Source organism: Anabaenopsis arnoldii (assembly GCF_028331025.1).
GTDB lineage: Bacteria > Cyanobacteriota > Cyanobacteriia > Cyanobacteriales > Nostocaceae > Anabaenopsis > Anabaenopsis arnoldii.
Genome location: NZ_JAQMUH010000175.1, coordinates 1 through 26,465, shown reverse-complemented (window position 1 = coordinate 26,465; position 26,465 = coordinate 1). Strand labels below are relative to the sequence as shown.

At 41.1% G+C, this 26,465-nt stretch carries 23 protein-coding genes; 14 read left to right on the top strand and 9 right to left on the bottom strand.

Annotated features, from left to right (window positions below; translation table 11 throughout):
- Window positions 1–721: 721 nt before the first annotated feature.
- The gene (locus PN457_RS15365) at window positions 722–1,633 is read right to left on the bottom strand and encodes a lysylphosphatidylglycerol synthase domain-containing protein (protein ID WP_271734262.1); all 912 of its coding nucleotides are present in this window, start codon (window positions 1,631–1,633) and stop codon (window positions 722–724) included.
- 321 nt (window positions 1,634–1,954) lie between these two features.
- On the opposite strand from PN457_RS15365, the gene PN457_RS15360 reads away from it, so the two are divergent.
- Entirely contained in the window at window positions 1,955–2,521 is a 567-nt protein-coding gene (locus PN457_RS15360; protein WP_271734261.1) for a DUF6658 family protein, read from the top strand.
- A gap of 29 nt (window positions 2,522–2,550) precedes the next feature.
- Window positions 2,551–3,159 carry a hypothetical protein gene (locus tag PN457_RS15355; RefSeq protein ID WP_271734260.1) on the top strand — a complete coding sequence of 203 codons (609 nt, stop codon included), beginning with the start codon at window positions 2,551–2,553 and terminating at the stop codon, window positions 3,157–3,159.
- A gap of 12 nt (window positions 3,160–3,171) precedes the next feature.
- Here PN457_RS15355 and larC read toward each other — a convergent pair whose 3' ends face one another.
- Window positions 3,172–4,428 (bottom strand): nickel pincer cofactor biosynthesis protein LarC, encoded by a 1,257-nt coding sequence (gene larC / locus PN457_RS15350; protein ID WP_271734259.1) that lies wholly within the window; start codon window positions 4,426–4,428, stop codon window positions 3,172–3,174.
- Window positions 4,429–4,595: 167 nt separating this feature from the next.
- Here larC and PN457_RS15345 point away from each other — a divergent pair, with 167 nt between their 5' ends.
- The 3 genes from PN457_RS15345 (at window position 4,596) to PN457_RS15335 (ending at window position 7,826) form a co-directional block, all read left to right on the top strand.
- Window positions 4,596–5,246, top strand: coding sequence for an L-threonylcarbamoyladenylate synthase (locus tag PN457_RS15345; protein WP_271734258.1), 651 nt, complete (start codon window positions 4,596–4,598; stop codon window positions 5,244–5,246).
- Between the two features lie 451 nt (window positions 5,247–5,697).
- On the top strand, window positions 5,698–6,918 hold the full coding sequence (locus PN457_RS15340) for a HetZ-related protein (protein WP_271734257.1): 1,221 nt from the start codon (window positions 5,698–5,700) through the stop codon (window positions 6,916–6,918).
- A gap of 428 nt (window positions 6,919–7,346) precedes the next feature.
- Window positions 7,347–7,826: a PD-(D/E)XK nuclease superfamily protein gene (locus PN457_RS15335; RefSeq protein WP_271734256.1), complete on the top strand. Its 480-nt coding sequence runs from the start codon at window positions 7,347–7,349 to the stop codon at window positions 7,824–7,826.
- On the opposite strand, the gene PN457_RS15330 is transcribed toward PN457_RS15335, so the two are convergent.
- Entirely contained in the window at window positions 7,823–8,650 is an 828-nt protein-coding gene (locus PN457_RS15330; protein WP_271734255.1) for a DNA adenine methylase, read from the bottom strand. The two genes, PN457_RS15335 and PN457_RS15330, sit on opposite strands and share 4 nt — an antisense overlap.
- Window positions 8,651–8,794: 144 nt before the next feature.
- Here PN457_RS15330 and PN457_RS15325 point away from each other — a divergent pair, with 144 nt between their 5' ends.
- The 3 genes from PN457_RS15325 to PN457_RS15315 all read left to right on the top strand — a co-directional run bounded on the left by PN457_RS15325 (window position 8,795) and on the right by PN457_RS15315 (window position 10,289).
- A complete protein-coding gene (locus tag PN457_RS15325) occupies window positions 8,795–9,001 on the top strand; it encodes a DUF751 family protein (protein WP_271734254.1) in 207 nt (68 codons plus the stop codon).
- Window positions 9,002–9,110: 109 nt separating this feature from the next.
- The gene (gene rbfA / locus PN457_RS15320; RefSeq protein WP_271734253.1) at window positions 9,111–9,515 is read left to right on the top strand and encodes a 30S ribosome-binding factor RbfA; all 405 of its coding nucleotides are present in this window, start codon (window positions 9,111–9,113) and stop codon (window positions 9,513–9,515) included.
- A gap of 528 nt (window positions 9,516–10,043) precedes the next feature.
- A complete protein-coding gene (locus tag PN457_RS15315; protein ID WP_271734252.1) occupies window positions 10,044–10,289 on the top strand; it encodes a DUF4327 family protein in 246 nt (81 codons plus the stop codon).
- 346 nt (window positions 10,290–10,635) lie between these two features.
- Here the strand turns inward: PN457_RS15315 and PN457_RS15310 are convergent, their stop codons facing one another.
- On the bottom strand, window positions 10,636–10,992 hold the full coding sequence (locus PN457_RS15310) for a hypothetical protein (protein WP_271734250.1): 357 nt from the start codon (window positions 10,990–10,992) through the stop codon (window positions 10,636–10,638).
- Between the two features lie 428 nt (window positions 10,993–11,420).
- Here PN457_RS15310 and cdf31 point away from each other — a divergent pair, with 428 nt between their 5' ends.
- The 4 genes from cdf31 to PN457_RS15290 all read left to right on the top strand — a co-directional run bounded on the left by cdf31 (window position 11,421) and on the right by PN457_RS15290 (window position 18,159).
- The gene (gene cdf31 / locus PN457_RS15305) at window positions 11,421–12,308 is read left to right on the top strand and encodes a CDF family zinc efflux transporter Cdf31 (RefSeq protein WP_271734249.1); all 888 of its coding nucleotides are present in this window, start codon (window positions 11,421–11,423) and stop codon (window positions 12,306–12,308) included.
- A gap of 404 nt (window positions 12,309–12,712) precedes the next feature.
- Window positions 12,713–14,971, top strand: a complete 2,259-nt coding sequence (locus PN457_RS15300; RefSeq protein ID WP_271734248.1) for a sensor histidine kinase — start codon at window positions 12,713–12,715, stop codon at window positions 14,969–14,971.
- Between the two features lie 4 nt (window positions 14,972–14,975).
- The gene (locus PN457_RS15295; RefSeq protein ID WP_271734247.1) at window positions 14,976–15,440 is read left to right on the top strand and encodes a response regulator; all 465 of its coding nucleotides are present in this window, start codon (window positions 14,976–14,978) and stop codon (window positions 15,438–15,440) included.
- Window positions 15,441–15,456: 16 nt separating this feature from the next.
- On the top strand, window positions 15,457–18,159 hold the full coding sequence (locus tag PN457_RS15290; protein WP_271734246.1) for a hybrid sensor histidine kinase/response regulator: 2,703 nt from the start codon (window positions 15,457–15,459) through the stop codon (window positions 18,157–18,159).
- Here PN457_RS15290 and PN457_RS15285 read toward each other — a convergent pair.
- Window positions 18,145–19,320 carry an inactive serine/threonine-protein kinase VRK3 gene (locus tag PN457_RS15285; RefSeq protein WP_271734245.1) on the bottom strand — a complete coding sequence of 392 codons (1,176 nt, stop codon included), beginning with the start codon at window positions 19,318–19,320 and terminating at the stop codon, window positions 18,145–18,147. The two genes, PN457_RS15290 and PN457_RS15285, sit on opposite strands and share 15 nt — an antisense overlap.
- Before the next feature lie 29 nt (window positions 19,321–19,349).
- Window positions 19,350–20,186 carry an alpha/beta fold hydrolase gene (locus PN457_RS15280; protein WP_271734244.1) on the bottom strand — a complete coding sequence of 279 codons (837 nt, stop codon included), beginning with the start codon at window positions 20,184–20,186 and terminating at the stop codon, window positions 19,350–19,352.
- Between the two features lie 771 nt (window positions 20,187–20,957).
- Here PN457_RS15280 and PN457_RS15275 point away from each other — a divergent pair.
- Window positions 20,958–21,665 (top strand): HAD family hydrolase, encoded by a 708-nt coding sequence (locus tag PN457_RS15275; protein ID WP_271734243.1) that lies wholly within the window; start codon window positions 20,958–20,960, stop codon window positions 21,663–21,665.
- Here PN457_RS15275 and PN457_RS15270 read toward each other — a convergent pair.
- The 3 genes from PN457_RS15270 to modA are packed head-to-tail and all read right to left on the bottom strand — an operon-like array spanning window position 21,662 to window position 25,515.
- Complete coding sequence (locus PN457_RS15270; RefSeq protein WP_271734242.1) at window positions 21,662–22,813, bottom strand: substrate-binding domain-containing protein; 1,152 nt, start codon at window positions 22,811–22,813, stop codon at window positions 21,662–21,664. The genes PN457_RS15275 and PN457_RS15270 overlap by 4 nt on opposite strands.
- 35 nt (window positions 22,814–22,848) lie before the next feature.
- Complete coding sequence (gene modB / locus PN457_RS15265; RefSeq protein ID WP_271734241.1) at window positions 22,849–24,678, bottom strand: molybdate ABC transporter permease subunit; 1,830 nt, start codon at window positions 24,676–24,678, stop codon at window positions 22,849–22,851.
- 42 nt (window positions 24,679–24,720) lie between these two features.
- Window positions 24,721–25,515 (bottom strand): molybdate ABC transporter substrate-binding protein, encoded by a 795-nt coding sequence (gene modA, locus PN457_RS15260; RefSeq protein ID WP_271734240.1) that lies wholly within the window; start codon window positions 25,513–25,515, stop codon window positions 24,721–24,723.
- A gap of 678 nt (window positions 25,516–26,193) precedes the next feature.
- Between modA and PN457_RS15255 the strand changes: the two genes are divergently transcribed.
- The gene (locus tag PN457_RS15255; RefSeq protein ID WP_271734239.1) at window positions 26,194–26,436 is read left to right on the top strand and encodes a hypothetical protein; all 243 of its coding nucleotides are present in this window, start codon (window positions 26,194–26,196) and stop codon (window positions 26,434–26,436) included.
- The last annotated feature ends 29 nt before the right edge of the window (window positions 26,437–26,465 follow it).

Sequence of the window (26,465 nt, the reverse complement as noted above, 5' to 3'; positions counted from 1 at the left end):
TAGCGGTAGTCTTTCTTGTAAATCTTAAGAGAAATATCGCGTCTGGCTAAGGCGTGCAAGTCTACTAAGGGATAACCGCTCCCATGCTCCCGTTGAAGTAGAAAGTAAAGTCTAGCTTTGTCTAGGTTTTATATAGCAGTTGAAGTTAAGCACAATTGTAGATACTCAATCCCAGAAAACTAGGAAGCAAAACCATAAACTACCAAATCTGGAAAAAAAATATCAATTGGCTTGTACAAATGACCTACTTGATGCTAATGTAAACTAAGTAGATTGGCTGCATTAAACAAAAGGGCTACCCAACATATATAGATACGGGGGTGTGGCGGAATGGTAGACGCTACGGACTTAGAAAACTGAGCCTTGATAGAGAAATCTTTCAAGTGTAAGCTGTCAAACTCAGGGAAACCTAAATCTGTTCACAGATATGGCAATCCTGAGCCAAGCCGAAACAAGTGCTGAGTGTTAAAACTCATAACTAATCGGAAGGTGCAGAGACTCGACGGCAGCTACCCTAACGTAAAGCCGAGGGTAAAGGGAGAGTCCAATTCTCAAAGCCGCAGGTTGTCAAAACCCGGCAGTAGTGAAAACTGCGAGAGAATGAAAATCCGTTGACCGTAAAAGGTCGTGTGGGTTCAAGTCCCTCCACCCCCACTAAAAATTTAACGTAAAAGTACACCTGCCTAGTTAAACATGGGCAGGTTTGATTTTTGGCACAATCTTAGGGTATGGGTTTATTTAGGGAGGCTAGGGCAGCACCAGCAGTTTCGGCGATAATACTAACCAGACGATAAAAAGCGATCGCACTAATTATCACAGCAGAAGGAAACCGATGCTGCAAAAGAGCCATGGCTGTCAGTTCAAACACACCCAAGCCGGACGGTGCACCGGGAAGCACAAAACCTAATAACCAAGAAAAGCAAAAAGCACCTAATAATAAAGGTAATTGGCTCAAATGCAATGGAGTCAGGGCAAAAACAGTTAAAACAAACCCAGAACCACGCAAGACTAAAAAACCCAATTCCCCCAACAAAGCCCTAAGGGGATAACGTTTAACCTGCAAAGGAATAGTAAGCTCAGTAGCAGACCTTTTCACCTTGATTTTCTGACAGAAGCAAATCACCGGATTTACAAATCGGGGATGAACACCAACCAGGACTACAGCCAAACTAAAAAATTGTAATATTTGCACAGAACCGGTAATACGATGAGGGGCAAATTGATTACCGAAGATAATAATCATAATTAAAGCTGCGGCCGCCATTAATAGGGGTTCGAGTAATACGCTTAAAGTAGCAGCACTCACAGGAATCTGAGCATTTTTCGCTGCCATAATTCTGCCATAATGATGCCAGATATTACCAGGTAAATATTTAGCAATATTGGTTTTGAGGTAGACCTGAATAAATTCCACAGGTGGGACTGGTTGATTTAAGTCGTGGAGAATCCAAGTCCATATCCAACCACCCCAAATATGTGCTAGTAAAGTTACCCCTGTGGCTATGCACAGAATTGCCCATGCGACTGCATCAACTTGGATTGTTATCACCTCATACCAATGATCCTTGAGGGCTTTCGCTAAAAAAAATATGGTTACACCGAAAATTAGTCCGCGTAAAATTTGCTTCGTCATTTGCAAGAAATAAAGATATCTTAAATCACCCGAATATAATCAATTGCTGGTATTAATCTCTCTACAGTTAGATCATAGTCTGATTTTGGTAGCAAGTATAATGTTACCTACGCTAGAGGTTAACCGATAGTTTTATTTCTAATCTTGAGTGGGGTTATGAAACATAGATGTTTGTAATCCGGTGAGTAAATGGAAAGCTTAGGAACCATAGATAAACAGGGATGAAATTGATATCTGTTAACCGATAAATGTCAGAATTTGCTGATGCTATCAAATAATCAATTAAATGGGTAACCTATTTTCCTGTAAAAGGAGGATTTGATGGACAATATGATAGCTTTCTGGGAAAAGTTAAAACTACGCCAGTTTGTGATTATCTTTATAGCTGGTCTATTGTTGATAGTTACTACTTCTTGTAGTGGAGCAAATCCTCAAGGATCAAAACCACAAAACCCTGCAGTTCAGGCTGGTGGTGCTAATAATCCTGATAAAGGTGGTGGAGATAAATATACTAAATATAGGATGAGTACAGATACTAAAGCGATTAATTCAGAAGAGAAAAAAGAAATTGATCGAGCTAGTTCACAATCAGATTTACAACTTTTGATAGCCATAAGTAGAGACTCAGAAATACTTTACCCCGGTGCGGATACACCTCAAGGTAGAGTTGAAAAAGAAAAAGAATTGCCTATCATCACTGACAAAAACTTCCAAAGACCTGCGCCTGGTGGTTGGATTCAACGAGAACCGGATATAGGAACTCGCATTCAAGAACGGGTGGAAAGAGTACAAGATTCAGTTAAAGAAGCTTCTGGTTTTTTACAAGAAAAGGCAAAACAAGCCAATTCTAGACCTGAGTTACAAAAAAATCCAGCAGTCGGTAAGTAGAAACTTAAAAGCATCACAAGAGTAAAGTTATGAAGAAATTCATTAATTGGCTAAAAAATATTAGTCCTGTGAAGATTTTAACAGTCTTTGTGGCAGTAACATTGCTGTTAACGACACAGGCTTGTAATCGTGCGGGGATAGCTCAACAGCCACCGCAACCCAGTGGTCAACCGCCTAATGTAGAAAGATACGACCCGACAAAAATTTATAAACTTAACACCCCAGAAGGTGGAATGAATAACTTTAGTGATGTCGATCCTAGAGCCAAAGGGGCTGAAAGAGAAGCAAATGCTAGAGCCGCAGAATTGGCGAGAAAAGCGCGGGAAAACGTTCAAAAAAAGGGTATTGATAGCTCGGAGCAATATATTCGCAATTATCAGGAGGGTACACCTTTAGATGAGCGGGTCAGGCGTTTGGGGGAGGACATTGGTAGTTCTGCAGAGGAATTAGGTAAAGGTGTGATTAAGGGGACTCAGCGCGGAGTAGAAAATATTGAGAAAAGCACTGAACGCACTGCCGAAGACCTGACGACAAATATCCAACGCGGCGCGGAGGACACCGCAAAGAGTGTTCAACGCCAAGGGGAGGATGCAGCGGAGGCAGTGAAAAGGAGAATCAGAGAAATTGAGATAGATTAATACCAGGTAAAACTAGGTGTAATTAACTCCAGATTGATGATGCTGCAAATACCAAGCTTGTAATGCTAATCGTTGAACTTCGCGCCAGGGGATATTATGCTTTCGAGCTAATTGTGCACAATCTTCATATTCTGGCTGGACGTTGGCAATACGCTGATCTTGTCTTGGTCGGTGCCATGCAACTTTAACCCGGACAGTGCCATATTCCAGTTCCACTGATTGAATTTCCCGTTGTAAAATGGCGCGCTGTTGGGTGCTGCGGCGAATTCCTAAAGTAGTGGTTTCGCGAAATAAAACTGCTTCACAAGGGAGTAAATTCTCAGGATGGCAAATGACAGTGAGTAAAATTCCCGGGCGTGACTTTTTCATTCCTATGGGTTGGGTGAACACATCCACTGCACCAACGGTAAACAAGGCTTCAAAGACATAGCCGAGGGCTTGGGGATTTAAGTCATCAATTTGGGTTTCAAGTACGGTGATGGTTTCTAAATCGGCATTGGTATGTTCAAAATTATGGGCGGAATCCCCCAGCCACAGACGTAATATATTAGGGATAGGTAAATTAATCGTTCCTGCTCCCAGTCCTACCTGTTTAATGGTCATTGGTGGCGGTGAACCAAACTCTCTAGTTAGGGTAGTAACGATGGCGGCGCCGGTTGGTGTGACGAGTTCGTGATCAATACCATTACTAAAAACTGGACAACCCCGCATTTCCCACAATTTCAATACTGCTGGTACTGGTACAGCCATTTCACCGTGGGCGGCGCGTACTGTTCCCCCTCCTGTGGGCAAGGCTGAACAGTATAGTAAGGGTAATCCTTGATGATTGCTGGAAATCCCTAACCAATCCAAGCCCAAGCAGGTACCGACAATATCGACAATTGCATCTACAGCGCCCACTTCATGGAAATGTACCTTTTCTGGCGCGATCCCATGCACTGCACCCTCAGCTACTGCTAGCTGTCGAAATACTGCCAAACTCCAAGCTTCTACCCGTGATGGCAAGTTAGCTTTGCAGATGATTTTTTCAATTTCTGGGAGGTGGCGGCCGTGATGGTGATGCTTATGTAGTAAATCTACATGAACTTTGGTGGCCTGTTGACCATGGCGTTGCACAAGTTCGGCTGTGAGCTGATAATCCTGGTCAATCCCCAATTTATTGAGTGTTTCACGTAAATATTCTACTGGAACACCCAAACTAACTAAAGCCCCTAGGCACATATCACCAGAAATTCCTGTGGGACATTGAAGATAAGCGACTTTACTCATATAGATAACTTCAACAACTTTATTTTTAGACTTTGCACAATTATTCTGATGTAAATTATGGCCTATTTGAGGCAGGCGCTCATCTATATCGGTGACAATATGTGTAACGCTCAATTTGATATTTTTCCTCGTTGGCACAATTGTCCACCTCTAATTCAAAATTGGCTATGGCAAAAATTTTCGCTGTCCATCCTGATAATCCACAAACTCGACGTATAGAGGAAATAAAGTCAGCGCTCTCTAGTGGCGCAGTGATGCTCTACCCTACAGACACAGTTTATGCTATTGGTTGTGATTTAAATGCCAAGTCGGCAGTAGAACGAGTGCGGCAAATTAAACAGCTAGCCAATGATAAACCACTGACATTTTTGTGTCCTTCATTATCAAATGTGGCAACTTATGCGTTTGTCAGTGATACAGCCTATCGGATTATGAAGCGCTTGATACCTGGTACTTACACGTTTTTACTACCTGCTACCAAGTTAGTACCCCGACTAGTACAAAGTCCTAAGCGAAAAACTACTGGGATTCGTGTACCAGACCATCCGGTATGCTTGGCATTGCTAGCAGCATTGGAAAATCCGATTATTTCCACTTCGGCACATTTACCGCCAGATGATGAACCTGTAGACCTAGATTTACAACCTAGACTATCGCGGATGGAACTGTTTGACCGTTTGGATAATTTAGTAGATTTAATTATAGACACGGGGGAGGAATCAACTTATGAAGTGTCTACGATTTTGGACTTAACGGGAGACGAACCAATGATCACAAGGCAGGGGTTAGGTTGGGAAGCAGCAGCAGCTTGGGTATAACAAACAAACTACACAGGTTTATCTTTTAGTTTCTCCAGAAATGTCATAGAAAAACTCAAGTTTTGAGAGTGACATACTTACATTATCTGGCAGTGGTTAAAACACAATGGCAATAAATGTAGAGATAGCAAGTCTTTTAACCACATTTGAGGCGTGGTAAATATCTATGTGTCATATCTAACCTGCTGGTTGATATATAGTATTTGCCGTTCTCATAGTTAGCCTCACATCTGTGGTTGATTAACTCTTGCGTGTACTTCACTGAGGCGAGAACATCTATAAGAAGTAACACACTATTTTCCGTGTAAATTTTTCAATTGCCTACAGTCTTGTATCTGAGCAGTGCTTGCAGTGGGTTTTGAGAATGCTAAATAGTTCTCCAGCCAAGGCTGGCCTTATTTGCTGTACCTGCGTTGTAGTTATGGTGCAATACCACACTCACCGAAAAGTCATGAAAGCCAACCTTGTAAATCTACCAACTTCAAAATCTGCTGTTTTCTGCAATGTTTCGCCTGCAGAATTGCTCCAGGACGATGACAATAGCTTGAGACAATTCTTGTATCAAGAAATGCTTTTGTCTGTGAAAGCGGCATCTGAGTGTGTACAAGCAGTATCACAGCGTATAGCTACAGAAGTTGAACGAATATGTCATAAAAGCTCCCGTATCCAAGAATCTGGAGAAGTCCAGTCATGGCAACTTAATTTAGCTAGGCATCGCCTGCAAAAGTGCCTACATTACTACCAACTAGGTTCCCGTCGGGGGAGGGTGGAATTACATAGTAATTTAGGTGCTATGGTTTACCGTCATGTCGCGACTGCTGGTTCAGAGTTGGGGTTTAATGCTCGTTACACTCTGATTGAAGATTTTTTACAAGCGTTTTACATCGAAGCTATTAAAGCTTTCCGCAGGGAAAACCAATTGTCAGAAGATTATCAACCCCGGACTCAGTTGCAATTGGCAGAATACATGGCTTTTACAGAGCAATATGCTAAACGCCGAATTAATTTACCTGGTGGGAATAATCAGCAATTGATTATCCTTCGCGCTCAAGGTTTTGCTCGTCGTCAGCCCCAAGAAACTACTGTAGATATTGAAATGGCGGTGGAATCTACTAGGAGTGAAGATGCGGAATCTTACCAGCGTCACTCGGCAGTGCAACAGATTAGATCCCAGATGGTTGCTCAAACTAATTTTGATCCGTCGGAGGAGTCGGAGCGCGATCGCGTGATTGCGGAATTGGCAAAATACCTGGAATCTCAAGGTCAGTCTGACTGTGTGGAATACCTGAAGCTGAAATTACAAGACCTCTGTGCCCCAGAAATTGACCAAATCCTGGGTTTAACTAGCCGTCAGCGCGACTATCTACAACAGCGTTTTAAATACCATGTGGAAAAATTTGCCAAGAACCACCAATGGCAATTAGTTCATCAATGGTTGGGTGCAGGTCTAGAGCAAAAGTTGGGTTTAACTTCTGGACAATGGGACATCTTTGTGAGTGTGTTATCTCCTGAGCAGCAACAGATTTTGCAGTTGAAAACTACTCGACACAGTGATCAGGCGATCGCTAAAGCGATAAAATGTACACCTAAGCAGCTGCAAAAGCGCTGGACTCAAATGCTAGAAGTGGCATGGGATATTCGTAATGGCGAGAATCATATCCAAGCCAGTTAAATGTGAATTTATCGCAGATCAACCGATCTTAATTCCCCATCAATAACTCAAAAACTATAAAAAATTACCTCTACTACTTCACTCAAAAAGATGGGGAAATTATGGCAAAAGTCAAATGCTGACTATCCAATGGTTTGATAGTTTGATCATCTGCTGCGAAGCCTATTTATTTTAGTACAAAGGTACTATTTTATATTTGTTGTTCAGGTGGCAAAATTAAAAATTTATTAACGTATAGCACTACGCATACACGTTAGGACATCATAATTGTGGTTTTAAGGGAACAGGGAACAGGGAACACCGGAACAGGGAACAGGGAACACCGGAACAGGGAAATGTCCTAACACTTGTGGTTACTGCTATAGTATTTACTGTTGCTTGTAGGAAATCCTAAAATCAGGAAATCTGTCAAAACAAGCAAAATCAACATGAGTCAAGGCGGAAGGGCAGTTACATCTGGTAATGTTTTAGAAAACTGTGTAGAAGGTACTTTGCAGGGACATGGATATCTTCAAGTTGGCTGTGATTTACCCAGAAAACAGCGCCTACAATGTCTCTTGAGTGCGAATAATATACCCAAAAGATATGCCAGACAGGTTGATATCGGACCAGGAATTTATGGCAGCGATATAAATGTAGATTTCTATATTATTGGTAGCAGTCCAGCTTCTGGACTAATTATTGAATGTAAATGGCAGCAAAGTAGTGGTTCAGTAGATGAAAAACTTCCCTATCTGAACTTGAATATTCAAAACTGCTATCCCACACAAGCGATAGTATTAATCGATGGTGGAGGCGCGAAACCACAAGCCATCTCATGGTTAGAAACACAAGTTGTTTCTAATCAAAACTTATTAGCAGTTTTTGACTTGAGAGGCTTTATTACCTGGTCTAACAATAACCTTTAATAGGAAGTTACTAATACTTCAGTGATCTGTCCTCGCTTTTTAGGATTAGAATTAATTGACCTACTGGCTGATATTCTATAAATCTGGAAGCCGGCATAAAGTTGGCGAATAAAGTCACAATCTGAATTAGATAGCATAACTTTTACTCCCCGCCGAGCTAGTTCTACAAATATATCTCTGAGTTGAACTTGTTGGGTTTCACCAAAGCAATAGTGACTATAAGCTGTAAAATAACTGGTTGCACTGACAGGATAGTATGGCGGGTCAAAATAGACAAAATCATTACTACTAGTGGCATAATTTAACACATCTGTAAAATCTGCTTGTTTAATTTGCGCGGTATTAAGGGCTGCTGATGCGCCTCGCAGTATATCTTCCGGGCAAATATTAGGATTTTTATATTTTCCCAGTGGGACATTAAATTTACCTTGAGAATTGACTCGATAAAGTCCATTGAAACAAGTTTTATTTAGATATATGAAACGGGCAGCTTGTTGTAAGTCAGTCCCTCCCGGTGAGGCTCTGACATGATAGTAATAGTCTTGACTATGCTGCTGATGATGTGCTTGTAACAGAGAGATTAATTCTTCAACACTATCCTTGACACAGCGATAAGTTGTAATTAATTCTGTATTAATATCACTTAATATAGATGCGGGGGGATGGAGATAGAAAAAAACCGCCCCACCTCCTAAAAATGGCTCATAGTAGGTTTGATATTCCTGGGGAAAATATTGATTATATTGTGTGATTAACCGAGCTTTACCACCAGCCCACTTTAAAAATGGACGCGGAAAAATTTTGGGAGATATTTGACTTACCATTGATTCCAACTCAGCTAGCAAACATAAGAAATATAGCGCAGGCAGCATATTTTATCTGAGTTGAGTAATTTTTTGGCTGCATAGATTACAATAAGATGAATGTGAAAGCAAGTGTAATTGTATAACAAGGCAGTATATATTGAAATGTTTGACGGATTTTGGGATAACGTCTTTCGCTACCCGCGCTACTTTGTTACTATCCTCTTAGGGGTGTTTCTCAACACGGTGGAGCCATTAATGCCGTTGTTAAAACGCCCTGTAACCCTGATTGCTCTTTTGGGTTTCTTTGTGGGTAGCCTAGTGTTTGTGAGTCTTACACTGCGGGCGATGCTAGGCTTGAATCCAGTCTAGACTCAAAGCATCAGGGTGTTCTTGTGTGGGGTATTGAGTGCTTCTAACTCGGTCCTGTGCAATTTATATATAATTATGTCGTACAACCTCTGTGAGGAGGCACAACTTTATGGCTACTAATCGCCGCGTTTCCCGCGTTGCTGAATTGATTAAACGGGAAGTTAGCCAAATGCTACTCCATGGTATTAAAGATGACCGTGTAGGTACAGGAATGGTGAGTGTTACTTATGTAGATGTTTCTGGTGATCTCCAACACGCCAAGGTCTACGTCAGTATTTATGGTACAGAGTCGGCTAAATCAGAAACAATGGCGGGGTTAAGGTCTGCAACTGGTTTTGTCCGCAGCGAACTTGGTTCACGAGTTAGGCTGCGTCGCACACCAGAAGTGATTTTTATTGAGGACGATTCTATAGAGCGGGGTACTAAGGTGCTGTCGCTTTTAAACCAACTGGAGTATCAGCGATCGCCAGAAAATACGCAAGTAGCGGATAATACTAGCGATGAAGATGATTAATCTTGAGAAGAAGTAACTCGCTAACAATGTCACTTGAGAACAATTAATTCCTAGTGAATTCGCTAAACACTTAACAGACGGGATGTGATCACGTCTGTTTTAATCTAACTGTGAGGATATTTTCTGGCAAAATTCCCATTATTACTGCAATTTATTGATGCTCATTGAGCTTTCGGCTAATTATTTGTCAATTATCAGGAATTATATGCTATAATACTATGTCATAAAATATACTTATAGTTCATATAAGCAAAACCCCAAGAAATATTGACATGATCTTGCCAGCAAGTTAATTTAATTGCCCTTAATTGCCCTGAAAGCATTAATCCTAGTACTTTTCGTCTGAAAGTTATAATTTATTGACATTCTTAACATTTCTTTAGATAATTTGAAGGTGTATAGCGTCAAAATAAGATTAGTTCCGTATAGCAAACTACAAAATCCTAGCCACAAGTCTGATGCTGTTCATGTTTGTTCCTAGTGTTTGATGGGAACAATGCCTACTTGTAAACTTTGTGAGTAAAAACCATGACTGTGAATACGGTGCCTTCTATCAATTACTACTCCTACTACTCTTTGGATTTAATCCAAGACGAAGCACGCCGACTGGTACAAAAGGGAATTGTTAGCCGGCAACAGCCCATATATACATTGTGTCAATATATACCAGCTAGAGAGTGGGTAGGCGTGGAGTGTGAGTTAGAAAGATGTGACTTTTTATTGCGCGATCGCATTGGCGACCTAATTGGCCGAGAAGAATGGGACAATGACTAATCGGTCTTGAGATTTGGAATTCTCTGTTTACAGATTAAGGAATCACAGCACTTTTAGGGCGGTGAGCTTGTCAACTGGGATGTTTGTAATTGAGAGCAAGGGATTTCATGGCGAATTGGAACGGATAATCTCTAGTTTTGATATGTATTTCCTCATGCAGAATCTTAGTTTTTGCACTAACGCAAGCAGCATTAGAACCTGAATATATACAATTTTGCCAGTTAAGAAGGGGTGGAGGCAATTTTTGGTTTAGATGCGCCACTCATTGAAAATTTAGTATTTTACTATAGATTAAATTGCCGTAGTAGTTTAACATATGAAACTGCTGCGGTAATTTTTTGATAGTTCATCCTACCTGTTCTAAATACTGGTGAACATCTTCAAGAATTTGTGTCAGTTCAGCTTCTGTAGTTAAGCGAATATTCAAGTCGCGTACAGTAAGGAGAACTTTAGCAGCAAAGGGACTCGGCCAAATATTGGGATTACAAAAAATCTCTAAAAATACTTCACCAGTGTAGCGATATTCTAGGGGAGGCTGAGGGGTAACTTTACCGACGCTGGGATTATTGGTTTTAGCGGCGACAGCTTTGAGACTTAACATTAATTTATCTATGGCGGCTTTTAATTCCCGTGCTTTTTCGGCTGAAAAGCTGAAGGAAACAGAACCGGAAATCAGATTCAGGGTTAGAGGAGTGTAAGACATGAGCTATTTCTCAAGATTGATAGCGTAGAGTGGTGTCAGCCATATAATATTACCTATCTTACCCGAATAGGTGGTATTGACAAAACTTGTACCGGATAGCGATCGCTTGCACTATCGGAGGGAACACACCGAACAGGGAACAGGGAACAGGGAACAGAAATTGTTCACAAATCAAATAGGAGTCCTATTACCAAGACTAACAATAAAATATGCTATGGCTTCCGTGGGGTAAGCCATATATTTTAGGGGAGGAAAACGTATTTTTACTAGGATAAGATGAAAGTTTATTTAAAAAAAATCTCAGTAAAGTAGTTGAATAACAGCGATTATAGCGAGATATAGCCAACAGTGTGTAATATTTTTACATATTGATTCTGGGTTGGAAGTTTTATATTACAAGTCATAGCAATAAATTTTAAATATGTTTTATGACTAAGGACAACCGCCCGGAAATACAAAAGGTGTTAATTATCACCTTACTGCTGAATATGTTGGTGGTAGGATTGAAGGGATTTTTGGGGTATGCTACAGGCTCTTTAAGCTTGTTAGCTGATGCCTTACATAGTATGACAGATGGAGCCAGTAATATTTTAGGGTTAGTTGCCAATAGATATTCTGCGCCGGAACCAGATAGAGAACACCCTTACGGACACCAGAAATTTGAATCTGTGGGAGCTTTAGGAATTGCGGTTCTGTTGGTCATCGCCTGCTTTGAAATTCTGCAAGGTATAGTGGAGCGAATTACTCAAGGTAGTGAACCTGTAGAGATATCCCCAGTAGAGTTGTGGTTATTGCTTGTGGTGCTAGGTATCAATATTTTTGTTGCTTTTTACGAACGTCGTGTAGGTCAGCGTTTAGGTAGTGCAATTTTGATTGCTGATGCTACACACACCATGAGTGATGTTTGGGTGACCATTTCTGTAATTGGGGGTTTGATAGGGGTTTGGCGAGGTTATCAATGGTTGGATGTGGTGTTAGCTTTTCCTGTCGCTTTGTTAGTATTGGGGAGTGCTTGGTCAGTGCTGAAAAGCAATTTACCTTGGTTGGTAGATCAAATGGCGATCGCACCGGAAACCATTGAGGCGATCGCCACTGCTGTTCCTGGGGTGATTAATTGTCATGACATCGCCTCCCGGGGTGTTTTAGGTCGCCAAGTCTTCATAGAAATACATTTAATTATAGATGCAGTAGATGTAGAAACAGCCCATAAAATTAGTGAAGAAGTAGAAAGGCGACTAGAAAGACATTTCAACCCCACTAGAATTTTAATTCATATCGAGCCGCCGGTATACCAGAGCAAATCAGCTAAACCTTGACACTCCCCACGTCTAACCGATAGCTTGCGTGGCGTAGTTATAGAACAGGGTGGGATGAGTCATTGACTGAAAAGACACTAGTTGAAAAGATTGATACTTTATATTAAGATGTAACTATAATTAACATTATTTAAATTTTATTTACCCAGCTGCAAATACAGTTTTAGGCGAAAAAACAGCAATTTTACATAAATTGTCAACTGCTACTCCAGACAGTTAGCAGTCATGAGTTTAAATGCAATTAATTATGTCTGTCCTATGGTTATGCTGGGATAAAGGACTATGTAAATCCAAGCATGAAGAATGTTTGACACAGAACTGCTAAATCACAATAGTAGAGCTAGTCTCAAAACTACTTATAATCTATGGAACCCAGGCCACAGAGACGCTATCAGGAATTAAACGTGAGTAATAACGATATTACTATCCCCTTCCCAATTGATGTCAGCAACTGTAACAAAGAGCCTATTCATATTCCTGGCTCTATTCAGCCTCATGGAGTGATTTTTGCGCTCAAAGAACCGGATTTAACCATCCTCCAAGTTAGTGATAATCTCCTCAAATTCTTTAGTTTACCTCCAGAAGAAGTAATCAATAAAAATCTCAGCCAATTACTGGATGCCGAGCAAATTAGGTTAATCAAAGAGTCTTTAAATGAAGATGATTTACCAATTGTTAATCCGATAGAAATGAGCATAAATGTGGATAATCATCCTGTGAGTTTTGATGGAATTATTCACCGGTATCAGGGGGGTTTAGTTTTAGAATTAGAACCAAGGGTAGCAGAAAGAGGTGATGCTTTTTTCAAATTTTACCACTTGATAAAAAGTGCAATTTCCAAGCTAAAAGCAGCATCAAATATAGGAGAATTTAGTCGGGTTCTTGTTAAGGAAACTAAGAAAATTACTGGTTTCCATAGAGTGATGGTTTATCGATTTGATCAGGATTGGAATGGTGTAGTTATTGCTGAAGAAAAGCCAGAATATCTGACATCTTATTTAGGATTACATTACCCAGCCTCGGACATTCCCGCACAAGCGAGAAAACTCTATAGCCAAAACTGGCTGAGACTGATACCAAATATAGACTATGAACCGGCGGTAATTGTGCCCAGGAATAATCCTTTAACTGAGGAACCTTTAGATTTAAGTAATTCTGTGTTAAGGAGCGTCTCGCCTTTACACATTGAGTATATGCAGAATATGGGCGTGACTGCTTCGATGTCAATTTCGATTATGAAAGATGGAAAACTGTGGGGATTAATTGCTTGTCATCACCAAGCACCGAAATTTATCCCCTATGAAATTCGGAATGCTTGTGAATTTTTAGGACAAATAGCCTCTTTAGAAATTGCATGTAAAGAAGAGCATGAGGATATTGAATATAAGCTGTATTTGCAATCTTGCAACTCCAACTTAGTGGAGTATATGTCATTGGAACAGAACTTCATTGATGGTTTAATTAACCACGACCCAAATCTGTTAAATATTGTCAATGCTCAAGGAGCAGCAGTATGCTTTGATGGCGAATATTTTACGGTGGGGAAGACTCCGGAAAAACGGGAGGTGCAAGAGTTAGTACAATGGATTTATGAAAACCAAAAGGAGGAGATTTTCTACACTGATTCCCTATCTCAAGTTTACCCAGAAGCAGAGAAATTGCGGGATGTGGCTAGTGGTTTGATGGTAGTTTCCATTTCCCCAATTCAGAAAAACTATGTTTTATGGTTTCGCCCGGAGGTAGTGCAAACTGTAGATTGGGGTGGTAATCCCAATAAACCGGTAGAAGCGCAAGAAAATGGCAGTATACGCCTATCACCGCGCAAATCCTTTGAGTTATGGCAAGAAACAGTACTATTAAAGTCTCTCCCTTGGAAATCCGATGAAATAAATGCAGCGCTGGAGTTGAGAAGTGCAATTATTGGGTTAGTGCTGCGCAAAGCGGATGAATTAGCACAGCTAAATGTGGAACTGGAACGGAGTAATAGAGAATTAGATGCTTTTGCCTATATAGCGTCCCATGATTTAAAGGAGCCTCTGCGGGGTATTCACAATTATTCTAACTTCCTGATGGAAGATTACGGCGGGCTGATCAATGAAGAAGGTAAGAAAAAGTTAGAAACGTTGATCCGTCTCACTCAGCGGATGGAGGATTTAATCGATTCACTGCTGCATTTTTCTCGATTGGGGAGAGCAGACCTGGCTATGGCTCCCACGGATCTGAATGATGTACTAAATGGTAGTTTAGAGTTATTGCGTCCGCGGATTGAGGATATGAAAGTAGATATTCAGATTTCCAGACCCCTACCGACAGTGTATTGCGATCGCGTCCGAGTAGGTGAACTGTTTAACAATTTGATTACTAACGCCATCAAATACAATGATAAAGCCAATAAATGGATTTCCATAGGTTACATAGAGGAAGCACCATCCCCGACGATATTTTATGTGAGAGATAATGGGATTGGGATTCGAGAGAAACACTTTGAGTCAATTTTCCGAATTTTCAAACGACTACACGCTCCCAGTAAATATGGGGGAGGTACAGGAGCGGGGTTAACCATTGCTAAGAAAATAGTAGAAAGACACGGGGGGAGAATTTGGGTAGATTCCACCTATGGCGAGGGTACTACGTTTTATTTCACATTAGAAGGAGTGAAATAAACTGATGATTGGCAATCTTACCAAGCCTTTACTTGTAATTGAAGATAGCGACGAAGATTTTGAAGCCCTGTGTCGGATTATGAAGAAACAAGCTGTAGTTAATCCTGTGTTTCGCTGTACTGATGGGGATGAGGCGCTGGACTTCCTTTACCACACCGGGATTTACAGTAATACTCAAAACTTACCGCGTCCGTCGATTATTTTGCTCGATCTGAACTTACCGGGAACTGATGGGCGAGAAGTGTTACAGAAAATCAAGCAGGATGAGGAGTTTAAATATATCCCTGTAGTTGTATTTACCACATCATCTAATCCCAAAGACATTGAAGTATGTTATCAATCTTGCGTTGCTAGTTATATGTTAAAGCCCATTGATATTAACAGACTGGTGGAAACTCTTCAAAGTTTCATCACTTATTGGTTAGATATAGTCATCCTCCCCGATAGCGTAGCATGGCGTAAGCCATAGCTGTTAGTAAATAGTTATGACAGAACCGGTTACTGTTTTGATTATCGATGATTGTCAGGAAGACCGCCAGGCCTATCGTCGTTATCTACTGCAAGACCAGGAATACATCTACACAGTCATGGAAGAGGAGTCAGGGGAAGGAGCCTTGAAATTGTGTCAGCAGTTTCACCCTGATGCGATTTTATTAGACTTTTTACTACCGGACTTAGATGGCTTGGAATTTCTGGCAGAATTACAACAGCAGTCACAGAAAATCATGCCAGCAGTGATTATGTTAACTGGTTATGGTAACGAAACTGTGGCTGTGGCTGCAATGAAAAGTGGTGTTCAAGACTATTTAGTGAAAGGACAGACCACTGGTGAGCGTTTGCGCTCAACGATTCACTCAGCGATTAAAAATGTGCAACTTAGTCAAGAGCTGCAACGCAGTGAGGAACGTTTCCGCACCTCCATTGAGAATATGCTGGATTGTTTCGGCATTTTTTCGGCTGTACGTCAGCAGATGGGGGAAATACTGGGCTTTCGTGTGGATTATATGAACGCCGCAGCTTGTGAATTTAGCCAAATTATGTCAGGTGTCCAGGGGGAATATCTGTGCAACATTCTCCTGAATATCCGCGATAATGGCTTGTTTGATGAATGTTGTCGAGTGGTAGAAACAGGTCAACCTTTGGAGAAAGAGTCTGTCGTCTGGACTGCTTGTGACCAGAGACGGCAATCAGCTAAAGTGATTGATATTCGCATCAGTAAAATGGGGGATGGCTTCGTTGCTTCTTGGCGAGATGTCACCGCGAAAAAACAGGCGGAAGATAAGTTACGCAATAGTCAGCAGTTTATCGAAGCTATTACTAATACTATACCAGGGATGTTATACGTTTATGATTTAATTCAACAGCAGAATATCTATACTAATAATCAATTTACCAAACTCCTGGGTTATACTGCCCAAGAAATTCAGGACATGGGTACTGAGTTGCTCCCGTTGTTAATGCATCCTGAAGATTGGGTACGATTTACTAGACACTTGCAAGTAATTAACTCGGCTGGGGATGGTGAAATTGTCGAATTTGAATACCGGATGCGCCACACCAATGGTGAATGGCGGTGGTTTGTCAGTCGAGATACTGTATTTAACAGGAGTGTTGACGGTTCGCCGCGCCACATTGTGGGTACAGCTTTTGATATCACTGTGCGTAAGCAAGTAGAGGAACAGCTGCGTTTAAGTAATGAGCGTTTTCAACTAGCGGCTGCTGCGGTCAATTGTTTAATTTATGACATAGATTTTAAGAATAATACTGTTAGCAGAACTGAGGGTTTAACCCGAATTTTGGGTTATTCCTTAGCAGAAGCAGTTCCCACCCATAAATGGTGGATGGAGAAAATTCATCCCGAAGATAGAAAGGGTGTGGGAGAGCAATGGAGAAATGTTCTTAGTAAGGGTCAATACTATTCTCTTGAGTATAGAATACTTCATAAAGACCAGGGGTATCGCTATATATTAGACCAGGGCATAATTGTCAGAGACCCTCATGGTCAGATTATCATACGAGCCGTAGGCAGTGCTACGGACATTAGCGATCGCAAGGCTACTGAAACCGCTTTGCGCGACAGTGAGGAACGCTACCGTTATTTATCTAATGCCATTCCACAATTGGTGTGGATTTGCAATCTTGAGGGTGAATACGAGTATGTAAATCAACAGTGGTGTGAATTTACGGGTCAAACTATGGAGCAAGCCCTAGGGTTAGGCTGGCGACAAGTTATACATCCAGATGATCTTCCCTCGGTTATCCACTCCGGGATAAAAGCCTTGGAGACAGGAGAAGCTATGAACACGGAAACGCGTTACCGGAAATTTGACGGTAGCTATTGTTGGCATTTAGCTAGGGGTTTACCAATTAAGAATGACCAGGGACTGGTGATTAAGTGGTTTGGTACTAGCACTGACATAGACCAGCACAAGCAGCTAGAGGCTGAACGGGATAGGCTGTTACAGCTCGAACAAGCAGCCAGGACGGCCGCGGAAACGGCTAACCAAACTAAAGACGAGTTTGTGGCTATGGTATCTCATGATTTGCGATCGCCACTTAATGCCATTCTCGGCTGGGCTAAATTACTACGGACTCGTGAACTACCTCCAGATACAGTTGACAGAGCTTTAGAAACTATCGAGCGTAATGCTCAATCTCAGTCTAAACTTTTGGAAGATCTGTTAAATATGACCCGTATCCTCCGGGGTCAGCTACAGATAGAACTCCGCCCAGTCAATCTGGTGAGTCTGGTCAAAGCATCTGTGGAAACTGTTTACCCGGATGCCAGTGGTAAAGGCATTCATTTAGAGTCTGTGATTGATGAATCTATCCCCCCTATAGTTGGGGATACCCATCGATTGTCACAAGTTTTAGGTAATTTACTTTCCAATGCTATTAAGTTTACCCCATCTGGTGGCAAAGTGCAAGTACAACTAGCAAAAAATGATCAGTCTTCAATACGTATTCAGGTGAGTGATACTGGTGTGGGTATTAAACCGGAGTTTCTGCCCCACGTGTTTAAGCGGTATCATCAGGCAGAGTGTAGTCATCAACAAACTGGTTTGGGACTGGGTTTAGCGATCGCCCGTCATTTGGTAGAATTACACGGGGGTACTATTGAAGCCCATAGTCCCGGGGAAGGGTTAGGGGCTACTTTTACGGTTAAGTTACCTTTATTTACTGAATAAAGTTTTAAATTGCCTGATAGAACCCAGAGAGTAATTTTCTAACTTAAAATCGGCGAAAGGTTTATTGGTTAACCTATCTCTTAAGGCTTCATCTAAAATCAGACCTGCTGGTGCTTCCTTCACCCCGATGATAATTATACTTGTTTGGTATGCGGTCAAGTCCTGATTTTGCTGACAGGTGCTTGCTTGAAATTGACCCAGGTTTAACAAACGATAACTTTTAACGCTGGGTGTGTTCTGAAATAATCTGGTTGCTAAACCTTGAATTTGTTGGGCGCGTTCTAAAGCCAGGCGTTGTTTAACTCCTGGTTTCCCGCCACAATTCGCCAGACCCACAGCAATAATTTCACTAGGTTCTTGCATGAGTTGCTGGATATTTTCTGGCTGTAGTTTTAATTTGAGAAGGTCAAGACTAATAATTTCATCATTATATTTAACTTGAAAATTGCTACCAGGTAACCATTTATATTTAACTGACAAAACAGCTATATTAAACTTAGCAATTTTACCTTGACTATCCATACCTTCCTGATAAGGAAAGTAATCAACCATCCCTTTTCTTTGGGGAGATTGTGTGGATGGTGTCAAGGTGGCAAACTGGGGAGAATATATGAATAAAGAGATTAAACCCAGAATCCCCAAAGAAGCTAACAGAGCCGCTAATAGTCCTTGTAAAGGAACTTTCTTTGATGGCTGTGTGGGGGTGATATTTGTAGGTATAAATTTTCTTAACCAATCCACAGCTTCCCCTGGTGAACCCAGGTTATTTTGCTGCTCTAGCCACATATCCAAATGAGGCTGCTCCATTGTTTCCATGATTATACAGTGGAGAACCAAACCATTTCTAGTTTCATGCTGAAAATATCCGGCAAATTTGGGCAGAACTGGATGATTCAGACTTGACAAAATAGAGGCTTCTTGGCAAAATAAGTCTACTGCTTCTGGGTCATTTGATAACTCTTGATTCAAGACTTTGAGGATTTTAGGCGTGTTTTGTTCAGTGGCTGCATAGACTTTACTAAACCCAGTTTTGTCACTCAACAAACTGAGCACCCGATAACGTCCTAGTAGTTCCAAGGAGGAACCGCAACTCTGACAAAACCGGTCTTGATTATTTGGGTGATGAGGTTGAGGACAAACTGGATTAATACAAAGGCTCATGATCAAATAATGTCAAAGTCAGGCTGCTTTTATTTACGTTCTGCTAGAAATGCTGCTACAGTCCGGTTAAATGCTTCCGGTTCTGTCAAAAATGGCCAATGATTACCAGGAACTTGGCAAAGGCGCAAATTATTTAGATAAGTTTTGTAAGGTTTAATTTGCCAGTTGAGGCGGTTGAGACCTTGTTCTGGTTGTATGAACAGGGTAGGAGTATCAACGGGGGAAATAAAACCGGGTACACACATAACATCTGCAAAAATGCGATCGCGAGCTGCTATAGTAAACTTACTACCCCAACTCCCATCGGGTTTTTGTTCAATTCCCCCTTGAAATACCTTTTGTTGTAAAGTACTCCATCCTTGATATTGTTTTAACTGACGCGCTTGTGCTTCAGCTTCGGAGTAACTAGCAAATGGTCCCATACCCTTGAGGAAAGATAGATAACGGTATAACAGGGGGAAAGTTAACCGCAATAAACTAGGCATTTTCCAGATAAAAATCGGGTCAACTAAAACCATACTGCGTAAACGTTGCGGGTTTTTTCTCGCCCAGATAGCGGCGAGTTTTCCTGTCCAAGAGTGACTGACCACATGGGTGGAAGACCATCCCAGATGATCCATGAGGGCTTCTAGGTCTGCGATCGCACTTGCAAAGGTATAATCATCTTCTGGCTTGCTGCTTTCACCATGACCACGCATATCTGGGGCAACTATGTGGTATTGTGGGGCTAGGTCATCTCCCAAGCTGGACCACACCAAAGCGTTGTCAGCTAAACCATGCAATAACAATAAAGGTTCTTCTGCTTGTTTCCACTCTAAATAGGAAAGTTCGATATCAGATTTTGATAAGGTTTGACGGAAAGGCATGGGAACAAAGGTATAGGTTTATACAAGTGCTTACAGTCAACAGTCAACACTCATCATAGATTAGACCATGGGATAACGCAGAGACTAGAGACAAATTTATTTAATTTTTTTTCTATGTTGAGAAATATAATGATGCAACAGGATAAAAAACATCAATATATAACTGGAATAAATAGCAATACTGAAAGTAACAAATGTAGGTAGATTCAGTGTTTTAATCAGGTTTATGGTGAGAACACTGAAAATTATACTAGCTAAAAAAGCTAATAAATCCTTATTCAAAATATTCTCCTAAATCCTATTTATAACCACTTCATCTACTAATAATTGATTCATGAATATGAATACCGTAAACAATGTTACTTATCAAAGACTTTGGGAGATCATTTAGATTTTTTTTAGAAAATATAGTCATCCTATTTGACTTGAGAAATTATGAGTGAGGAAAGGGAACACCGGATCAGGGAACAGGGAACAGAAATTGTTCATGAATCATTTAGGATTGCTATATAGAAATCCGGTTTGGTTTGTGAATTGATTTGTTTAGGTAGGGAACAGGGAACACACCGAACACCGAACAGGTAAGAAGAATTGCCGTGTGTACTGAGTCTTGTTCAAAAATCAAATAGGAGTCCTATATGTAAATATTTTCTCAAAAGAACAGAGCCTTATCCTTAAGGCCATGCTCTGCTATCAGACCCTACAGATGTTTGTTAGTGGCGGCAAAACATTGTTAAATAGTTAAATATAATAACTATTGAGGTCGTCAAAGTGTTATCAAGTTACCGAGGCGCAATTTTTGATATGGATGGCCTGATATTTGATACAGAAAGTATTGCTCGATGGGCGTGGAAACAGGCGCTCAAAGAGCATGGCTATATAATGAGCGATAATTTATACAGGTCACTGGTAGGACGAGACTTATCATGGCGGGAAAAATTACTCAAAAAAGTTTACGGAGAAAGTTTACCATTTGACTCAGTGACTACCCAACGTATCGCCATTGGTGATGAGCGGGAATTACGAGAAGGTCTACCAATGAAACCAGGAGTTTTAGATTTGCTGCAAAGACTCAATGACCTGGGTATGATGATTGGATTAGCCACCGGAACGGGACGTACTAGAGCCATCCGACGTTTAACAAATGCGGGGATTAAGCAATATTTCACCATAATAGTCACCAGTGAAGATGTAGCTGAGGGTAAACCAGCACCAGATATTTTTCTAGAAGCGAGTCACCGCATGAACATTGCGCCCGCAGAGTGTATAGTGTTTGAAGACTCATGTGTGGGTGTGGAAGCTGCTTTTGAGGCGGGAATGTGTGCCATTATGGTTCCCGATATTGAAGAACCATCCCCTGAAATTAGCAATTTAGCTTATGGAGTTTTCAAATCCCTGGAAGAGGTGGGGGAATTATTACCACCAAGGGTTAAAGAATTGAAAGTTGCTGAGAACCTAAAACGCCCAAACATGAATTAGGAATTACCTGTAATTGCTTCGATTGTAGCCACTACTTCCCCAGTTTGACTGGTATTATAACCGCCAATAGCCTCTAGCTGTGAGAGTACCCGCCGATGTCCTAATGTACCCAGTAACTTTTGTACGGGGGCTTCATCTAAGTATGGCTGGAGAATAGCTAAGTCGTATCTTGATTGTTGTAAAGGGATGAATCCTAAGCCAAAGGCTGCGGCCACAGATGCAGTGCTGATACCAGATGTTACTTTACCCGTAGCTACTGCTTGGGCTACTTCTAAGTGTCCGTGGAGAATGTGGTCAAATCCTTTGACGGCTGTAAATGGTATATTTGCCTCTTGTAGCGATCGCTCCAACACTTGGCGACTACCTGACCCAGCTTCGCGGTTAGCAATGGTGACACCAGGCTGGGCTAAATCTGCAATACTTTTTAATCCTAAGGGATTATGGGGTTGGGTGAGCATTCCCTCTTCCCAGATACCCAGGTTAATTAATACCGTCGTCGCATCTTTGATGATGGAACGCACAAAGGGTGTATTATATTCTCCTGTCTGGGAATCGTACATATGCATACCCGCCAGATGAACTTCCCCCCGGCGCAGTCGGTGCAGTGCTGTCATACTGTTATCTAAAATCCAGTGTACTCGCAGGTGAGGATGCCAACGTTCCGCAGCGCGCGCCCATAGGGATAAAGCGGGCGCACAACCTGCCAAAATCACTGTATCATACAGATTTACCGGTTCATCTAGCAACTGGACGACCATGGTATTTTTACCGGGAAGGCGATCGCCTTCCCCATCGGCTGGTATCATTTCAGTACGGAAGGCATCTTGACCAATTAAAGGATGAGCAATCCATTGATTACCGACTTGGGCTAAAATTAGCCGTAACCCTTCACCTAGGGGTACATTATAGGCGGGTACTGCGGTGATTTCCGGTAAATCTTGCTCTAACCAAAATAAATCTTCTACTTGACAACCCAGGGCTTTTGCCAATCGTAGGGCTATAGTAGTGGATGGTGCATATTGTCCCGACTCTACACCGCTAATAGTTTGACGGGTAACGCCAGCCAAATTAGCTAAATCTTGCTGACTCATACCCAAGCGGATTCTGGTTTGTTTTAACTTGTTGCGAAGTTCGTCCTGTTTGACCACGTTTTAGGCGTTGAGTTTTTGTGGTTTCTTCTTCTTTAAGATACCGTCAAATGGTGATGATTGTCCGCCATTAAAAAAAGTTTCCCCATATCTAAACGCACATACCATGGGAAAGGTTTATATTTTAAATTAACCCATTTCTCTTTAAACAATTCGGCTTGCAAGTGATAATCATCACTGTTACTGACTGAATTGTGCAGTCGTAAATATAACGTTACCCTGTGGGGTGTTTCCCTAGTCTTGATTAACCAGCACGGGAAAGTATTCTCACCATCAGGGTGATCTGTAAAGTCTAGATGATGGGCGCGAATACCTATATAAGCGGGAGATTGCGGCCAAGGTTCTCTGACTTTGAGAGTACATTCCCAATCTAAAGCTTTAACTTGACTGTCCGATACTACCTTGACTGGGGAAAAGTTTTTACAACCTGTTAACTGGGCTGTAGTGTAAGTATTGGGATGGGCGAAAATATTTTGTTTATCATCGTTAGCAATAATTTGACCTTGAGACATGACTAACAACTGTTGACATACCTCATAGGCTTCTTCTAGATTATGGGTGACAAATAGGGTCACCCCTGAATAAGCGCTCAGGGTTTCAATTAATTGTTCTTGTAATTGGTGGCGCAGATAGGTATCCAGGGCGGAAAATGGTTCATCTAATAATAATGCTTCTGGTTTGATGGCTAAAGCTCTAGCTAAAGCTACCCGTTGTTGCTGTCCCCCGGAAAGTTGATGGGGGTAGCGGTTCTCTAATCCCTGTAACTGAACAGCTAGTAATTGCGCTTGTACCTGTTGTTTAATCTCTGACTTTGATAACCCTGGAGGTAAACCAAAAGCAATATTTTGCATGACAGTCATGTGAGGGAATAAAGCGTAATTCTGCATTAAGAAACCAATGCGGCGATCGCGTGGAGGTAAATTAACTCCCTGACGAGAATCAAATAACACCCGCCCATTTAAAATAATCACTCCTTTTGTAGGTGTTTCTATACCAGCAATACAGCGCAAAATCATACTTTTGCCAGCGCCTGAACCTCCCAAAAACCCCAAGGTATTACTATCACTACTAAAACATACTTGCAGGTGAAAGCCGGGAAGTTTTTTGTCGATATCTACGAATAATCCTGATTTAGTGTTAGAAGCAGTTTGACATTTCTGATATTCCTGATTTCTCAGTCCTATGGGAAATGGCGAACTTGGCTGTTTATTCTTCCCCCGGTTTTCTTGCCACAAGTTAACTGCAATAATGCCAGATAGGGAAATACTCATGATGGCGATCGACCAAAACCAGGCCTCATTCATCGCCCCAGCTTCCACAGCAAAATAAATTGCCATGGGGATATTTTGAGTTTGTCCGGGAATATTACCCGCTAACATCAGGGTAGCGCCAAACTCACCCAAAGCCCGCGCAAAAGCTAAACTGGTGGCCGCCACAATTCCGGGAAATGCGAGGGGTAAACTGATGCGCCAAAAGATGGTTGATTCAGAAGCTCCCAGGGTTCTGGCTACTCTTAGAAGATTGCCATCAATTTGTTCAAAGGCTCCTAAAGCTGTTTTATACATGATGGGAAATGATACCACAGTGGCAGCAATGGCTGCACCATACCAAGTAAAAACAATGCTGAAATTCAAGGGCTGCATCAGTTTACCTGCGGGGCCATTTCTGCCAAAAAATAGTAGTAATAAAAAGCCTACAACTGTAGGTGGTAAAATCAAAGGTGCGACAAAGATTCCTTCAATGAATGACTTGGCTTTACCCTTGTATCCTAACATCCAGTAAGCGGACAGAATCCCCAGGAAAAAGGTAATAACTGTGGCCAGTAGTGAGGTCTTTAGTGATATCCACAGGGGTGATAAATCCATATTAATTAGTAATTTGTGTATATAGCAATCCTAAATGATTCATTAACTCACAATAAACCCGTATTTCCTGAGTATAGCTTTTGCTTGGTTACTTGATAAAAAATTGAGAAATTCTTTGCCCGCAGGGATATTTTTACTGGTTTTAATTACCGCCATGGGATAAACAATTGCAGAGTGGTATTTTTGATCAGCAGCCACTACAACTTTGACTTTGCTGGAAATTTTGGCATCTGTGGCGTATACTAAACCAGCATCAGCATCGCCACTTTCTACCGCTGCTAAAACTTGACGCACATTATTAGCTAAAACTAATTTAGGCTTCACTTGCTCAAAAATACCTAGTTTTTTGAATACCTGGTCTGCGTATTCTCCTGCGGGGACACTTCTGGGTTCTCCCACAGCGATTCTCCTAACTCGAGTCTGTGTTAAGTTGAAAAAGCTATTAATGCCGGTGCTATTCTTGGGGACAATCAAGACTAAGCGGTTATTTGCCAAGTTGGTACGAGTACCGGGTAGTAAAAGTCCTTTTTGTTCTAGTGCATCCACTTGTTTTCTAGCAGCAGAAATAAATATATCTACTGGAGCGCCTTGTTCAATTTGTCGTTGTAGTGCGCCAGAAGCCCCAAAGTTATATGTGATATTGACGTTTGGTTTACTTTGTTGATAAATGTCCTGTATTTCTGTGAGTACATCTCTGGTACTAGCGGCCGCAGATACTAGTAAGTTGATGTTTGACTGTGCTGGTGAGGGTATGAAAGTGATTAAAGGTAAGGTGATAGCTAGGATACAGCTAGTAACTGCTAGAGCAATCCAACCCAGAATCTGTTTTTTATTCATATTTTTATTTTTGGTGTGTAACTATAGCACTACGCATACACGTTAGGACATCATAATTGTGGTTTTAAGGGAACAGGGAACAGGGAACACACCGAACAGGGAAATGTCCTAACACTTGTGGTTACTGCTATAAAATTTCCAGGCGGCTATAAAGCTGCTGGTTCATATTTACACATTAACTGAATTTAAATTCTGTAGCAAGTATAACTGACATAATGCCAATATTTCTGCTTTTATCTGGCATTTAAGACATAAAACCCTGTTTAAAGCCAGTAATAACAGTACTTTTGGTAATTAGAGCATTTCCCATGCTCGTGAGGTACATTTTTTTTAGTTTGATGGAACAGGGAATAGGGAATAGGGAATTGGTGTGTACTTCATGAGCCTGAAAAAGGCTATATTACCCTCTAAACCGGAAAATTAAACAAGAGAAAATAGATTTTTAGTGATTTTATATTTTGCTTAACATGGCCACTTACATATATAAAAATAAGGATTTATCAGACTTAAATTATTAGCTAAACAAGACAATAATCACGATTATAAGTCTATTTAAAACTGTTTTTGTCCTTGACTTTCTTGATTTGGGTGAATAAAAATAGCAGTAACAGTTAAGCGAACTGAGTTTAATTGTTAAACAGTAAACAAGAAATCAAAGATTACTTGAGGAGCAATCAAATGGCTAACATTATTCTTTCTGAACTCAACAATGCTGGTGTGGAATTATTTCAAGATTCTGAAAGTTTTCTCAATGAACTTAAAGATGTAGATGCTATTTCCGGCGGTAGCGAAATTGGTTACACTAGCACTGGATATGTCAGCGATATGTCTACATTAACTAAGTTAGCTGAAGCCTTTGTAACCACCTATGCTATTGGTCATGTGACCGTACTAGCTAAGTCATTTAGTTACGCTTACTAATGACTTGAATCGCTGCATTTAATTAGGAT

Excerpts from the sequence above, each read along its gene's own strand:
- PN457_RS15335 (WP_271734256.1), top strand. The coding sequence starts at position 7,347 with ATGAGTCAAGGCGGAAGGGCAGTTACATCTGGTAATGTTTTAGAAAAC.
- modB (WP_271734241.1), bottom strand. The coding sequence starts at position 24,678 with ATGGATTTATCACCCCTGTGGATATCACTAAAGACCTCACTACTGGCC.
- modA (WP_271734240.1), bottom strand. The coding sequence starts at position 25,515 with ATGAATAAAAAACAGATTCTGGGTTGGATTGCTCTAGCAGTTACTAGC.
- PN457_RS15290 (WP_271734246.1), top strand. The coding sequence starts at position 15,457 with ATGACAGAACCGGTTACTGTTTTGATTATCGATGATTGTCAGGAAGAC.
- larC (WP_271734259.1), bottom strand. The coding sequence starts at position 4,428 with ATGAGTAAAGTCGCTTATCTTCAATGTCCCACAGGAATTTCTGGTGAT.
- cdf31 (WP_271734249.1), top strand. The coding sequence starts at position 11,421 with ATGACTAAGGACAACCGCCCGGAAATACAAAAGGTGTTAATTATCACC.
- PN457_RS15325 (WP_271734254.1), top strand. The coding sequence starts at position 8,795 with ATGTTTGACGGATTTTGGGATAACGTCTTTCGCTACCCGCGCTACTTT.
- PN457_RS15280 (WP_271734244.1), bottom strand. The coding sequence starts at position 20,186 with ATGCCTTTCCGTCAAACCTTATCAAAATCTGATATCGAACTTTCCTAT.
- PN457_RS15315 (WP_271734252.1), top strand. The coding sequence starts at position 10,044 with ATGACTGTGAATACGGTGCCTTCTATCAATTACTACTCCTACTACTCT.
- PN457_RS15340 (WP_271734257.1), top strand. The coding sequence starts at position 5,698 with ATGAAAGCCAACCTTGTAAATCTACCAACTTCAAAATCTGCTGTTTTC.
- PN457_RS15345 (WP_271734258.1), top strand. The coding sequence starts at position 4,596 with ATGGCAAAAATTTTCGCTGTCCATCCTGATAATCCACAAACTCGACGT.
- PN457_RS15295 (WP_271734247.1), top strand. The coding sequence starts at position 14,976 with ATGATTGGCAATCTTACCAAGCCTTTACTTGTAATTGAAGATAGCGAC.
- PN457_RS15365 (WP_271734262.1), bottom strand. The coding sequence starts at position 1,633 with ATGACGAAGCAAATTTTACGCGGACTAATTTTCGGTGTAACCATATTT.
- PN457_RS15310 (WP_271734250.1), bottom strand. The coding sequence starts at position 10,992 with ATGTCTTACACTCCTCTAACCCTGAATCTGATTTCCGGTTCTGTTTCC.
- PN457_RS15255 (WP_271734239.1), top strand. The coding sequence starts at position 26,194 with ATGGCTAACATTATTCTTTCTGAACTCAACAATGCTGGTGTGGAATTA.
- rbfA (WP_271734253.1), top strand. The coding sequence starts at position 9,111 with ATGGCTACTAATCGCCGCGTTTCCCGCGTTGCTGAATTGATTAAACGG.
- PN457_RS15330 (WP_271734255.1), bottom strand. The coding sequence starts at position 8,650 with ATGGTAAGTCAAATATCTCCCAAAATTTTTCCGCGTCCATTTTTAAAG.
- PN457_RS15285 (WP_271734245.1), bottom strand. The coding sequence starts at position 19,320 with ATGAGCCTTTGTATTAATCCAGTTTGTCCTCAACCTCATCACCCAAAT.
- PN457_RS15360 (WP_271734261.1), top strand. The coding sequence starts at position 1,955 with ATGGACAATATGATAGCTTTCTGGGAAAAGTTAAAACTACGCCAGTTT.
- PN457_RS15355 (WP_271734260.1), top strand. The coding sequence starts at position 2,551 with ATGAAGAAATTCATTAATTGGCTAAAAAATATTAGTCCTGTGAAGATT.